Annotated in this window: 12 protein-coding genes and 1 pseudogene; all 13 read right to left on the bottom strand. The window is 39.6% G+C overall.

The window, feature by feature from the left end; all coding sequences use genetic code 11:
* Positions 1–41: 41 nt before the first annotated feature.
* Positions 42–209 carry a cysteine-rich KTR domain-containing protein gene (locus ADI86_RS11390; protein WP_000336323.1) on the bottom strand — a complete coding sequence of 56 codons (168 nt, stop codon included), beginning with the start codon at positions 207–209 and terminating at the stop codon, positions 42–44.
* Between the two features lie 118 nt (positions 210–327).
* Entirely contained in the window at positions 328–2,247 is a 1,920-nt protein-coding gene (gene tet(M) / locus ADI86_RS08435) for a tetracycline resistance ribosomal protection protein Tet(M) (protein ID WP_049532577.1), read from the bottom strand.
* A gap of 15 nt (positions 2,248–2,262) precedes the next feature.
* Positions 2,263–2,310, bottom strand: a pseudogene (locus tag ADI86_RS12575) (hypothetical protein); the annotation flags it as partial.
* 313 nt (positions 2,311–2,623) lie between these two features.
* Positions 2,624–3,559, bottom strand: coding sequence for a conjugal transfer protein (locus ADI86_RS08430; protein ID WP_001224320.1), 936 nt, complete (start codon positions 3,557–3,559; stop codon positions 2,624–2,626).
* Positions 3,556–4,557: a lysozyme family protein gene (locus tag ADI86_RS08425; protein WP_000769868.1), complete on the bottom strand. Its 1,002-nt coding sequence runs from the start codon at positions 4,555–4,557 to the stop codon at positions 3,556–3,558. Before ADI86_RS08425 ends, ADI86_RS08430 begins: the two co-directional genes overlap by 4 nt.
* Positions 4,554–6,731, bottom strand: a complete 2,178-nt coding sequence (locus ADI86_RS08420; protein WP_000804748.1) for a CD3337/EF1877 family mobilome membrane protein — start codon at positions 6,729–6,731, stop codon at positions 4,554–4,556. Before ADI86_RS08420 ends, ADI86_RS08425 begins: the two co-directional genes overlap by 4 nt.
* Before the next feature lie 2 nt (positions 6,732–6,733).
* Entirely contained in the window at positions 6,734–9,181 is a 2,448-nt protein-coding gene (locus ADI86_RS08415) for an ATP-binding protein (protein WP_000331160.1), read from the bottom strand.
* A complete protein-coding gene (locus ADI86_RS08410) occupies positions 9,165–9,557 on the bottom strand; it encodes a conjugal transfer protein (protein ID WP_000723888.1) in 393 nt (130 codons plus the stop codon). Before ADI86_RS08410 ends, ADI86_RS08415 begins: the two co-directional genes overlap by 17 nt.
* Positions 9,558–9,645: 88 nt before the next feature.
* On the bottom strand, positions 9,646–10,143 hold the full coding sequence (locus tag ADI86_RS08405) for an antirestriction protein ArdA (protein WP_000342539.1): 498 nt from the start codon (positions 10,141–10,143) through the stop codon (positions 9,646–9,648).
* Between the two features lie 116 nt (positions 10,144–10,259).
* Entirely contained in the window at positions 10,260–10,481 is a 222-nt protein-coding gene (locus ADI86_RS08400) for a hypothetical protein (protein ID WP_001009056.1), read from the bottom strand.
* A gap of 42 nt (positions 10,482–10,523) precedes the next feature.
* The gene (mobT, locus tag ADI86_RS08395) at positions 10,524–11,729 is read right to left on the bottom strand and encodes a MobT family relaxase (RefSeq protein ID WP_049532576.1); all 1,206 of its coding nucleotides are present in this window, start codon (positions 11,727–11,729) and stop codon (positions 10,524–10,526) included.
* A 22-nt stretch (positions 11,730–11,751) separates the two neighbouring features.
* Positions 11,752–11,904, bottom strand: a complete 153-nt coding sequence (locus ADI86_RS11380; RefSeq protein WP_031764745.1) for a hypothetical protein — start codon at positions 11,902–11,904, stop codon at positions 11,752–11,754.
* A gap of 2 nt (positions 11,905–11,906) precedes the next feature.
* Positions 11,907–13,292 (bottom strand): FtsK/SpoIIIE domain-containing protein, encoded by a 1,386-nt coding sequence (locus tag ADI86_RS08390; protein ID WP_049532575.1) that lies wholly within the window; start codon positions 13,290–13,292, stop codon positions 11,907–11,909.
* Positions 13,293–13,307: the final 15 nt, after the last annotated feature.

The raw sequence follows: 13,307 nt of genomic DNA, 5'->3' as shown, positions 1-13,307 counted from the left end.
AACGGAAAGAGCCGATAAAATGAGATTGTATTAATCTCATTTTATCGGCTCTGCGTCTTTGCGTCTGGCTCTGTAATCACAGTTACTTTGAACTGCTTTATTTCAATTAAATTTTCTTGTCTGCATTTCGGACAATAGAGGGGGAATTTTTTTAATTCAGTATCTTCCCTTATCTTTAATCGTGTTTTATTTCCACATACAGGACACAATATCCACTTGTAGTTTATAATAACTATCTCCTCCTTTACACTTTAATTCAAATCTTTATTAAAAAATATTTCATCTTATTTAACAAGAAACCATATTTATATAACAACATAAAATACACTAAGTTATTTTATTGAACATATATCGTACTTTATCTATCCGACTATTTGGACGACGGGGCTGGCAAACAGGTTCACCGGTAGTAACATGGTACCCTTTTAACTCTGTTAAACAAACACTACGTCCATTTGTAAAGAAAGTTAAATCACTACGATATTCTTGAATACACCGAGCAGGGATTTCTCCACTAAGAATGACCTCATTATTTTTCAATTGAGTGTCTACGATGTTCGCACAATATTTAGGAGCATCGTTGTATGCTCGTGAAAGATATTCCTGTGGCGCATAAATTTTAAAACTAAGATATGGCTCTAACAATTCTGTTCCAGCTTTTTTTAAGACTTGTTCCAATACAATAGGAGCAAGCATCCGAAAATCTGCTGGGGTACTAACAGGGCTATAGTATAAGCCATACTTAAAACAGATTTTACAGTCCGTCACATTCCAACCATACAATCCTTGTTCACAGCCATAGCGTATCCCCTCCATAACTGCATTTTGAAACGATTGATTTAAGTATCCAAGAGAAACCGAGCTCTCATACTGTACTCCGCTCCCTAATGGAAGCTGTGCTACAGATAGACCAATGGAAGCCCAGAAAGGATTCGGTGGAACTTCGATGTGAATGGTATACTCTGCTTTTTTTAACGGTCTTTCCATATAAATGACTGTAGGCTCTTTTATTTCTATCTCCACATGATACTTTTCTTGCAGCAGAGCACAAGTCACTTCCATTTGTACTTTCCCTAAGAAAGAAAGTATGATTTCATGTGTCGCAGAATCCACATAATATCGCAGAAGCGGGTCACTGTCGGAGATTTCTAAAAGTGCATCAAGTAACATTTCCCTTTGTTGAGGTTTGCTCGGTTCAACAGTCGTTTGCAGCAGAGGGAGGGGATTTTCAATTCTCTCTCTCTGTGGCAATAGCTTTGTATCTCCAAGAACACTATTTAACTTCAAAAACTCATTCTGCAAAATAACAATTTCCCCGGAATAAGCCTTATCAATTTTACATAATTCACCATTTATTGAAGTATACATTTCTGTAATTTTTATTTTTTCCTTTTCCGATATTCTAACCGAATCTCGCAAATGCAGTACGCCACTATAAAGACGTATATATGCAAGACGCTGTCTTTTTTCCGAATACTCAATTTTGAAAACTTTTCCGCAAAGTTCAGACTGACCTCGATGTGTTGATGAATAAAATTTATTCGTAATCACTTCTATAAGGTTATCAATCCCTATATTGTTTTTTGCACTTCCGTGATAAACAGGGAACAGGGAACAATTCTGAAATCTTATGCTTTCCTCTTGTTCGAGTTCCAATGCTTCTAATGATTTACCGGACATATATTTCTCTAAAAGGTCATCGTTTCCCTCTATTACCGTATCCCATTGTTCAGATTCGGTAAAGTTCGTCACACACATATTAGGATACAGTTCTACCTTCTGTTTGATTACAATTTCGGCAGAAAGTTTCTCTTTAATATCCTGATAAACCGTTGATAAATCAATTCCATTTTGGTCAATCTTATTGATAAAAAAGATTGTGGGAATCCCCATTTTCCTAAGTGCATGAAATAATATACGAGTTTGTGCTTGTACGCCATCTTTTGCAGAAATCAGTAGAATTGCCCCATCTAATACTGATAATGAACGATATACTTCTGCTAAAAAATCCATATGTCCTGGCGTGTCTATGATGTTCACCTTAGTATTTTTCCACTGAAAAGAGGTTATCGCCGTCTGAATTGTAATTCCTCTCTGACGTTCTAAAAGCGTATTATCCGTTTTCGTTGTACCTCTGTCCACGCTTCCTAATTCTGTAATCGCTCCACTGTTATATAATAAGCTTTCTGTTAAGGTAGTTTTTCCCGCATCAACATGAGCTAAAACTCCAATATTAATAATTTTCATGTGATTTTCCTCCATTCAAAAGCCCAAAAGGGCATAAAAATCCCAGTGATAAATACTCTTATCACTGGGATTTTTATGCATAACCATAGGCATACAAAGCATACAGATATTCTCCGGATACTTTAGAATCACATGATAAAGGTATTCTTAAACTGGGTACAAAAAACTAAGCCCTCCTAAAAAAGGACATCCAATTATTTGTTCCCACTATCAAATTGACAGTTTATTTAAGAATACCTTGCCGCATATTTATTAACTCCTTTTAAATAGATACTTAAATAATAGCACGTAAGAGCATATTTGTCAAGGAATCTCCAATTTTTTATCAAAGAGAGTACGTGATTACAAAATAGCTGTAATAATGTACCAATATTTGTTATTCTATAATCTTCCAATTACTCCCGTTCTTTTCAAGTACCAAATCAAATTGAGATACCTGCGTTGCTTTGGTCTGCTGGTCGATATACTCCACTGTCAGCGATACCGTGACTTGATTATCCTTACGATTGTGAATAGGATTTACCAGTTCTTGAAAGATGTACTCTTTTCCGATTGGTTTTAATATCCCGTCATTCACATAGTAGGAAAGTTCACTGGCTGTCGCTGTAGGATAGAGCTTGAAGAACGTCGTTAAAAACTCATTGATTTCATTGGTTGTAATGGAATCAACCGTCCCCTCACTTTCAATGGCTTTTGGTTTATAACTTGATTTCTTAGGTATGTTGGTAATGGTCGGATTCTTAACCAGTACCATATTTCCAGAACCATCTACATAGACACTCACTATATAAGCAGAGTGGACGGTCTTTGTATTTTCTCCCTCTGTAATGAGCTGGTCTACACTGTAGGTTACATTAAACTCATTGTCGCCAGTTGGCTCTACCGTCCATATCTGAAATCCTCTTACAGAAGACGATACAGGAATATCTTTGCGTACTGTATCAACATTGAGAGCTTGAAGTTCATCTGTCAGATAGCCTTTTAGACTTTCCATTCGATTATCAATGGACTTATCGGATTGCTCCCATGAATAGTAGACTTTCGCAAAGTTCTCTACAAAATTTTCTACATGATGAGTATCAACGTATTCCTTTTCTATGATAGTTGTTTCGTGAATAGTATGAGTATCTATAGCTGTAAAGTGCTTGAATATCGCAAAGCTGAAACTAAGCCCTAAAAGTACCCACAAGGCAATCACAACCTTTTTATGAGGATTGACCTTATAGTAGACACGAGGTTTCTTTTCCTTTGGTATCTGTTTTTCTTTATTCTGATTTTTTCTAAATTTCATCATTAAATCTTCCTTTCTCATTGTTTGATTCGTCCTGCTCCCACTAAATGCTGTTGCCAGTAGGGGCTTGTTAAGTCGGCATAACCGATTGGGTCGCCTGCATGAAACATACGGTTATTGCCAAGGTATATCCCAACATGAGTAATATAAGAGCCAGCGTTATAGGTAGAATGAAAGAAAACCAAATCGCCAGCTTGTGCTTCCGATAGTGGGATATGCTGGGTCACATCATATTGCTGTTGTGCGGTTCGTGGTAAGTTAATTCCAGCTTTTCCATACGTCCATTGTGTCAGTCCGCTACAATCAAAAGAAGTAGTCGGGGAAGCTCCACCGTAAACGTATCGCCAGCCCTCATATTTCAGTGCTTCGTCCATGATGGCTTGTACCGTATCATCATCAAACTCTGTTGTGACAAGATACTGCGTTACCAGTTGCACATAAAACATATTGCCATAGTTGTATCGCCAGCCCCCATTGATAGGTATGGCTATGGGATTGGGGTAAGACACTTTTTCGCCACCTGAATACTCTTTTGAGAAACTTTGAGCCAGTTCAAAGGTATATTTATTTCCACGATTAGCCACATACCCTAAGAAACCACCACCATAATTGTAGGACTGGATAACCGATTCTAAATCTACACTGAGCCTTTCGCTACTGGCTAATAATTCACTGAAATACTTCACACCTTGCTTAATGGATTCTTCTGTACTCAATGAATTAGGTGGAAGACCGAGGGATTCCGAGGACTGCATAACATCTTCCGCAGTACCGCCCGATTCCACCTGTATAATCGCAAGAAGTATGTTGACATATTCTTCAACGCCATATTCTTTGGCATATTTTTCTACCATAGGCTTATGAGCCAGCACTTCTGCGGAAACATTCACACCTCCATAATGAATATTGGAAATTCCGCTGTCCTGTTCATCTGAAAATAAAATGGCAACAAACAGAAGCAGTGAGAAGACCATCAAGAATAATCCAGAACCACCAATCACTAAAGTTTTCAACTTCATGGTTTCTTACCGACTTTCTTAATGGTGGCGGTTTTGATTGGTGGTCTACTTCTTGTATTTTGTAGTGGTACTCTTTGAACAGTAGACGGACGTTCTTTTGTGATTGGACGTTGTGAAGTTCTATCTGCTGTAGTGGTTGAAGTTGCTGGCTTTTGAACGGTTTTTTCTTGAACGGTATTGCCTTGGCGTTCCACTTTTGGACTTGAAAAATCGGACTTAACTGCTGGACGCTCTTGTTTGGCTTGTTGAGATTCCTTATATGAAGTCTGAATATTAGACTGTTTTGAGGTCTGTTCATCATGATATTGTTCTTGTCTTGTAGTCGGTCTTTCATGAACAGAAGAAGCAGGCTGTTTTTTCTGTTTGACCTGTTCCATTTCAGAGCGACGCTTCGCAATGGTTTTTCGCCTTTGTTCCTGCTGTTCCTTGCGTCCACTGGCTCTGTCCGCTTTGGTTTGAGAAATACTACTGGTTAAATCACGGACATTCTCTTTTACTTTGGATTTTCCTTGATATACTGCATATCTTGCATTGGTCGGCAAATCTTTAACCTGTTCTTTCAAACCACTAGCAGTGTCTACCATTCTGTCTTTGGTATCAGCTACTGTACCGATGGTTTGACCGATACGTTTTCCAAGTGTTGATTTTTCCTTTCCGTCTGGTCGGGAGTGATCTGCTTGTGTCCTTGCAGAACTCCCCGAACCCGACTGTCCTTTTTTACCTGTAACAATGGCAGACCCAGCCCCTAGAGTAGTCATGGAACGTCCAAGTTTCCGCTGTAGACGGTGCATGTGAGCGTGCATAAGCATACGAGGTTTTCTCATCACACGACTTCCCACACTTTGAGAATCGTTACTCTGTAGAGAAAACATACTCATTAAATCGCCCAGCTTGAAGTAGATTCCTGCAAAGGTCACAATCTGTAGAAAAGCAATCAAAAAGAACGGATAACCAGCCGATAAGGTATAGAGCATGGTTGAAATACTAAATGCTGTCGTAATAATCAATGTGATTCCAGCTCGTGTCAAAATGGTATTAAAGAGCTTTGTTATGGCTCGTTTTGACATACCATCAAATGATGGAATCATGCTTAAAATAAAGCTCACAGGCAGAAACATAGCATAGATGATAAAAAGTACCTGCGAGAAAATCATGATTCCTGTTAATAGGAATACAAATATGGAAATCCCAATATTGAAGACAAATAGGAAGAAGACTGTACCTAAACGGTTAATGGTCTTTGTAATGGTTAGATTGGTATTGCTTCTGTCTTCAATTTCTTCCGCAACAATTTTTTCTCTGTCTTCGCCATTGTTGGAATCTGGGCTGGTGGAGAGCAGGCTTTCCACACGGTCAATACCGATACTTTCAATGTCTGAACTGTTGTATTGAAGCAGTAGCCACGGTTGCTGAACCTGTATGGAAAACAGGCTATCTCTGATTAAGTCCACGCTGTCCTTGCCTTGACTATCGGAATGGGGCATGACAATCTTCGTGCCAAGTGATAAACTGGCATTACTGATGTCTGATGAAAAGTCATTGATTTTTTTAATGTAGTCGGGAGCGTAGGCAATAAAGGAAGCCGATAGGATAAACACCAGCACAAAATTCATAATGGCATGAATTGCCTTTGTGGTTTCTCTCTTTATCAGTCCCGTATAGGCAACATAAACCCCAAGAACCAAAATCAAGAGTAAGAGGAATCCAACATAGAAACCCTCTGTTGAAAATCCGTTTGCACTCACACCAGCTAAGGTCTGCATATTCTTACCAATGGAATCTGCTGTAGCGGAAATGAAGTCTAAGGAATAGGCTTCCTGTACTAAGTAACCTGTCGCATTGGAAACATACAAACTGATTGTCCAAATAAAATTGGTAATGGCATATAGTCCATACATGACCTGTTTTCCAATCCCGTCCGACCAGTTCCACGGAAGCCAGCCCCAGCTATTATCCACATAAAAATCCAGTTGATAGTTTTCAAGTGGGTATCGGCTGTATTCATTTGCCACATTGACCGTATCATCTACCAAGCCCGCAGCTTGAACCACCGTTCCCAGCATGGCTAAAAGAAAAATGGCAATCACAAGTGTGAAAGCCACTGTCATTGCCACTTTACCTAGACGTTTCAGCGTCCAGTTTGATTTTATTCTGTTTACTATTGATGGTTTCACATTTACACCTCTTTTCGCACAGGTGGTCTGGTATCAAAGGCATGGAGCAGTTCTTCAAATACAGGGTGGAACTGTATCACACCGACACGACCATATAAATCACTGATAAGGCATTGCCCGTTTTCCAAATCACGCAATCGCTTCTGATTGTTTTCGTCCTCTGGGTCTACACCAAAAAAGGCTAAGGTCTTTTTAATCTCGTTAAGGTCAGTGGAACGAAATGCAAATTTTAAGCCGAGGTTATTTTTCAGTTTTTCATCTAAGAGGTCGTCTGTATTTTGGGTCACGAAATATACCCCAGCGTTCATAGCACGACCAGCCCGAACCAGCTTCATAGATAGTGTTTTTCCTTGTGCTACCTGTAAAAAGCTCCATGCTTCGTCTAAATCTACAATCTTGAAAATGCTTCGGTCTGTATGGATAAAGTCTAAAGCAAAGGTACTAATGACAATCAGCATAGCAACGGATAAAAGCTCCATAGTGGTATATTCCTCAAAGGAAGTTTCCTTGTCGGGAAGTACCAAGTCCGCAACCTGTATAATGTTCAGTTGTTTTTCTAAGCTGATAGACTGCTCCACATAACCATTACTGAATAATAAATGTGCAAAGTCATAGTCTGTAAAACTTTCGATATGGTCGGCTATACTGGTACTTAGTGGCGTATTCTCAACCCGTAATTCCTCAATCACTTTCATCAACCCTCGTACTTCACTATTGGTTACTGCACGAATGGCTTTTCTAAGGATTGGGAAGCGTTCCCCATCACGAGAGGAAATCCCCGTAAGGAATGTCAGAATATCAATAGCCAGTGATTCAGAATCTTTGGGATTTTTCATAATCACATAAGGGTCAAGTAAGCCTTTGTTTTTCTCATCAGAAGTCAGAGTGACGATATTGATTTCATGGGAAATCTCTGGCAAGGTTTCTTTCCATCTGCCACGTTCTGCTTTTGGGTCTACAATCACTGCTTGTGCCCCATAAAGCACCGCATAATAGACGATAAGGTTATTCGCAAAGGATTTACCACCACCCAGCGAACCAACAAAAGCCGACGCTAACGCATTGGTTACTGAACCCTTAACCCCTTGACTGGCAAGAGCAGGTTTCAGATAGACATTGCGTCCAGTATCTAAGCTGTAGCCAACATAAATCCCCTCATTTTCCCCCAGCATTTGAGTAGCACCAAAACCTAAACCAGCGAGGAAATCAGAGGTCACGTATTGAATATAATCATTCATATAACGCTTGCTGGCAGGTAAAAATTCTTCATGTAAGCCGAGCATATCCCCAAATGGTCGTACCAGTTTTACGCTTAAATCGTCATAAAAATCTTTCACTTCATTACAACGACGTTTGAGTTCGTCAAGATCATTTGCTGATACCCTTACCACATAAGACAGCTTGTACATAGATTCCTTGCTTTGGTCTAAATTGGTTTCCAGCTCATTCACACTTTCCAGAGCTTCCGCCACATTGGAGCTGGTTTCATTATCACTTTGCCAAGCGTGGTTATCCAAGTCTTTCAGTTCTTTCTTTTTATTGCGGACAGTAGATAGGGCTTTACGATTCGCTACAATTTCCACATTCATTGACGTATCAATCGGGAATGTAAATTGCTGTTGCTGGTAGTAGAAGATTTCAGAGGACGGGAAGTCCAGTTCTCCGACAATGCTGTTAATGGTAAAGTAAGCTACATAGACGGTTTCATCTTCCTGCTGGATTTTCAAATATCGCTGTTTTTCTTCCACCAAACAGCGAGTAGGCTTAATCAAGTCATAGTATTTAATCAGCGTTTCATTATCCAGCTTTTTCTTTGATAGATGGTACTCATACTCTTCATAGGCAGTGCCTGTCTGTCCGTAAAGGTGTTCAATCAGATAGCCGAAGTCGTCCTTATCTAACCTGCGGATTTTGAAACGACGAGAGATTTTATTTTCTAAGAGCTTTTCCATCTTCTGAAAACGCAGGATTTCATCATTACTCATACTAACAAAATCGCCCATCAGCTTATGGTTCACATCATAGACAAAATCAGACAAAGCATTTTTTGCTTCAACGGTAAGACTTTTCATAGAAAACTCCTGATCGTTGAGAAGCAACTTAAAGCCGATAAAGAAACGGTAGTTCACTTGATTTTCGCCAATCATGGATATTAAAGCGTCTGTCTGTTGGTCGATTTTGTCATAGGCAACCGCTTTGAGCTTGCCAGTGACTTCATTTTTGGAACGCTCTTGTGCAGAACGTATGCTGGATTCTGTACTGATTTGTAAAGCATGAATTTTGCCATCACGATTTTGTGCGATAAGCTGTCTGAAAGAATCATGCACTTGTATTTTCTGTTCTGGACTTAGAAATGAGTAATTGTAAGGAACAAGCTCATAGTAAGCATAACATTCCCCGTCTTTATTCCAGACGAGATTGTTTTCAATGTATTTAATTGGATATGCCATAAAATTCACTCCTAACTGCTGTAATGGCTTCTTGTGGCTGGTTTCTGCCAAGCGTTACTTTTTTTCCTGCATAGGTCAGCTTTGGTCGCAGTGCATAAGCAATGACAGACTTCAAAAATCCATAAGGCTTTTTACCATCAAAAGTTTTTGTAGACATAAACCATGTGAAAGCCACAGGAATCCCAAAGTATTTGAGAAATGCTCCCTCTATCATGGAAAGAGGGGGCAAGTTGCCAAGTATCATCACTGCAAAGAGTGACACGACAAACCATGTCATTTGCGTAAAGGTTATGGGAAACGGAAGTCTAAAATCATTGATAGAATACAGTACCTTTTCCACAGACCAGATACTGGTATAGCTTCGTATTTTCTTCATGTAATCAATCCTTTCATAAAAAATAGGGGTAGCTGATTGAGCCACCCCGTAAAATAGAAAATCTGCCAGTAGTAATGTACCGACAGATTTAATAGACGATTTCAAAAATCCCATGATTGGTTGAGATAAACGTTCCTGAAAGGTCTAAATCCCGACCATAGGCTTGATAATCAATATAGTTTTGAAGACTAGCTGGTACTTCGCCTAAAGCACCCGTTTCTTCAATGTAGTAGCGTGCCACGTCATACATATCATCACAATCGGAATGAATGATAATATCCTCTTGATGTTCGCTTAGTTCTTCAATGCTTGAAAAATGAGTGAGCAGAGCAGATAGCTCCGATTGTAATTCTTCGGGTAATTCCGATACCATTTCCCATAGTCGATTGAGTTCGCCAATGGAAGTGTATTCGTCAACCGTAAAGGGTAACTCGTAGTCATGAATGGCGTATTCCTCATATTCATCATTCAAGCCGATTTTCTCTTTGACTTCCTCAAAGTCAATGGGAAAGGTAAACCACGCACCGACCAATTCGCCCTCATTGTATTTGCCTAAATTCGCAATATAGACTTGCATATCGTCCATATATTCACGTCCTTTCTTTGTAGAGATTCAAAAATCCCTACCGCACTTCGTTTGGTGTACCATTCCTTTGCGGAACATAAGAAAACCACTTATATTCCACAAAAGAACGGTTTTATTTAAGCACCAATAATGCGATTGAATAGCTCTAGTAAAATGTCTTTTACTCCAGCAGCGTTGAAGACTAAGCCAACCGCAATAATCGCAATAATTAAAAAGCCAATCAGTTTGCTAAACTCACGCTTGAAGCCAAGATACAAGCCAATCACAACGATTGCTAAAAGCACCAGTGATTGAGCGTTTGATAGAAACCAGTTATAAAGGTTTTGTCCAAAATTCATAAAAATGTTCTCCTCTCTATATTCAATGAATTTGTATTTGAGTTATTTTTTTGTTGTTATCACGTCCTGTTCTTTTACTGACTGTTGCTTCAAAATCTGCTTGTGTCGGTCTGTCAGTTTCGCATGGTCGAGAATGTCTTTTACAACCTGCGTCTGGTTGATTTCATCAAGTTTAATCGCAACCTTTAAGGTCGGGGCAACTTGATGAGATAGCCAGTTCAGCGTCCTTTGGAAGGAGTAAGGCTCTGGTTTTGTGGTTAGTTTTAATCGTTCACGATTGTTCCCAATAAACCAAGCCCATTCTTCATTCAGTTTCCAATCAGAACGAGGTTTGGAATCGTCTTTATCTACAAAACGGATATACCGATTGATAATTTTAAAGGCGGTATGCTCTGGATTGTCATAGACGAGTAAATCACGGACTGCATAATAGGCACGCTCATTTTTCAATCGAATCTCAAAACGGTTTTTTACTTCTGCGTCTTCAATGGGAATATCATTTTTCTTGTACTGCTCGTAGTCCTTTTCATAGATACAGAAATAAACTTCACTTTGTAATGAACCGATATAGAGGGTGTTTCCCATACATTCCTTTTCCTCTTTGCGTACCAGTTCGCCACTGCGATAGCTTTTAAAACTGCGGAAGACGGAGATACATTCTTCCTGTTGGCACTTTTCAGTGAGTACAGGGATATTCAAAATCCCTGTCTTATCGTTAATGGCAAGGTCAAGGCGTTTCATCACACTGCCAGCCACCAAAACGTCCATAAAGAACTCATACCAGCTTCTTTGTTGTGCCAGAAGATAGCTTTCAAATTGTCTGCACCCACGACCTTTCAATTCCACCAGAACTCCTTTGTCCAGTTCATGGGAGCAAAGGACGAATATGTCGCCTAAAGCATAATGCTCTGAATAAGAATAGAAACCATAGTCCTCATGAAGAAAATAGGACAGTTTCAGTTGTAAGATGTTTTCGACCACCTGCTGTACGTCTGTTGTCGGAAAGCGAATCCTTACATAATCAAACAGCATTTCAAGGGGAGCGTCGGGATTGAAGCGTTCCAGAGCTTCCCAAAGGGACTGCTGTAAATCCTCTGATGGCTTGACTTTTCCTGTTTCAATATCGCTTAGATACTGCCTTGTAATACCAGTCGCAACAGCTAAACGGTTTTGAGATAGTCCATAAGCCAAGCGTTTTTCTTTTAAATGCTGTAACCAAGTTTGTTCATTCAGTAAAAATCCCTCCAATCAAAAAGGCGTATGTCAACTTTTAAAGCCCATTTGACATACGCTGAAATTTTGTAAATCCCTTGTAACCAAAGGATTTTCTAATGTTTTTTTGACTGTTTCCTGTCGATTTGTACCCCCCTGTTAGATACGGGGGGGTAAGTGCTGGCGTGGCTATTGCCACACCAGCCAGCAAGATCAGTCCACACCTGCGACTTCCGCTTCGCACGTCGCCTGCGTGGACTGTCTGCTGTTGGATAACTTTTTAATTTCCTCCAAGAAATCATATCCTTTTGGTACAAGGGGAGTATAAAACTCTGATATGACACTTGTTCCTACATCAACATAGCCACGACCTTTGATTCGCTTTAAGAAGAAATCCTTTTGTACGTCACTGCCAAACATCATGCCATAGCCCATTTCAGACATACGACCTAAAGCCACTCTGAAATTAAACTGATCACGGATTCCGTCGCCTAAATATTTTGCGTCTGGACGTTGACAAGCCAGTATTAGAAAGAAGCCAGCTTGACGACCTAACATGACAATCTGTTTCAGCTTATTCATAACTGCGGTGTTTTCTTTTGTTCCCAGCATTTCCATGAAAGCGACGTATTCATCAAAGATTAAGAAGTGTGCCGGGAGACCTAAGTAAGCATAATTTTTGCCAGTCTTATAGTTCTTCATCTGCTTCATTTCCTCACTACGTTTCATCATTTCTTCATAGAATGTTTCAATGCAAGAAAGCAAGTCTTCTTTTCTATAGTAGACATTTGCCATCACAGAACCTAAGTCCGCAAGGTCAGCATTTTTCGGGTCAAGAATATACAGTTTTGAATCTGTATGAAGCAAGGCTTCAATCAGTGTCAGTATAAAGTAAGTTTTACCGCCACCTGTACCACCAGCAATCAACATATGAGGGAGCTTATCATATTCCCACCATACGTTTTTCATTAAGCGAAGTTTACCATCTTTAGCTTCTACTTCATCAATAGAAATACGACTGGCTATGGTGTCATAGAGCAAAGTATATTCCACATAGGAATCCTTTAACTCTTTATCCGTCAGCTCACAGTACAAGCCACTCTCTAATTTCTTTTCCAAGTGTAAGAGTTGGTCTTGATATTTTCCCAGCGTGATTTCCACCCGTATCTGTATCAAGCCATTTTTAAGTCGATAATACATTTTAGGGAAGTAGGTTATCTTTTCCTTTGTACGAGCAGCACTATCTTTAAAGAAACCCTCTGTTTTGACCTGTTCAGATTCATACCACTTGTTTTCAAGTATCATCTTTGCCAGTTTTTGACGGTGGTAAAGTTGTTTAACCGTATCATAGCGAACCCGTTTGAATACAAACGCTACCAGCAAGCAGATAAGAATTGCGACACTGAAACTGATAATTAAATAGGGAATGTCAATCTTATCTGCTTGTGATAGGTTAAAATCCTGCCAGTTGATCTGCTGGATTGTCTTCACATGAAACAGTCCGACAACCAGCAGGAAAACAGGCAGGAGTGACGCTATCGTAAAATGAAAGACTAAATCTTTACCAGATGGGCGAATCCTTTTACCACGCTGTTTCATGCGAAAAAGTCTCCT

The organism is Streptococcus pseudopneumoniae (genome assembly GCF_001074975.1).
Taxonomy (GTDB): domain Bacteria; phylum Bacillota; class Bacilli; order Lactobacillales; family Streptococcaceae; genus Streptococcus; species Streptococcus pseudopneumoniae_D.
Note: the sequence above shows the minus strand (reverse complement) of the source record. Positions and strands in the feature narration are given on the sequence as shown.

What these genes read in the sequence shown, in the direction of transcription:
- ADI86_RS08430 (WP_001224320.1), bottom strand. Translation starts at nt 3,559, where the DNA reads ATGAGAAAGGAAGATTTAATGATGAAATTTAGAAAAAATCAGAATAAA.
- ADI86_RS08425 (WP_000769868.1), bottom strand. Translation starts at nt 4,557, where the DNA reads ATGAAGTTGAAAACTTTAGTGATTGGTGGTTCTGGATTATTCTTGATG.
- ADI86_RS08415 (WP_000331160.1), bottom strand. Translation starts at nt 9,181, where the DNA reads ATGGCATATCCAATTAAATACATTGAAAACAATCTCGTCTGGAATAAA.
- ADI86_RS08410 (WP_000723888.1), bottom strand. Translation starts at nt 9,557, where the DNA reads ATGAAGAAAATACGAAGCTATACCAGTATCTGGTCTGTGGAAAAGGTA.
- ADI86_RS08405 (WP_000342539.1), bottom strand. Translation starts at nt 10,143, where the DNA reads ATGGACGATATGCAAGTCTATATTGCGAATTTAGGCAAATACAATGAG.
- ADI86_RS08400 (WP_001009056.1), bottom strand. Translation starts at nt 10,481, where the DNA reads ATGAATTTTGGACAAAACCTTTATAACTGGTTTCTATCAAACGCTCAA.
- ADI86_RS08390 (WP_049532575.1), bottom strand. Translation starts at nt 13,292, where the DNA reads ATGAAACAGCGTGGTAAAAGGATTCGCCCATCTGGTAAAGATTTAGTC.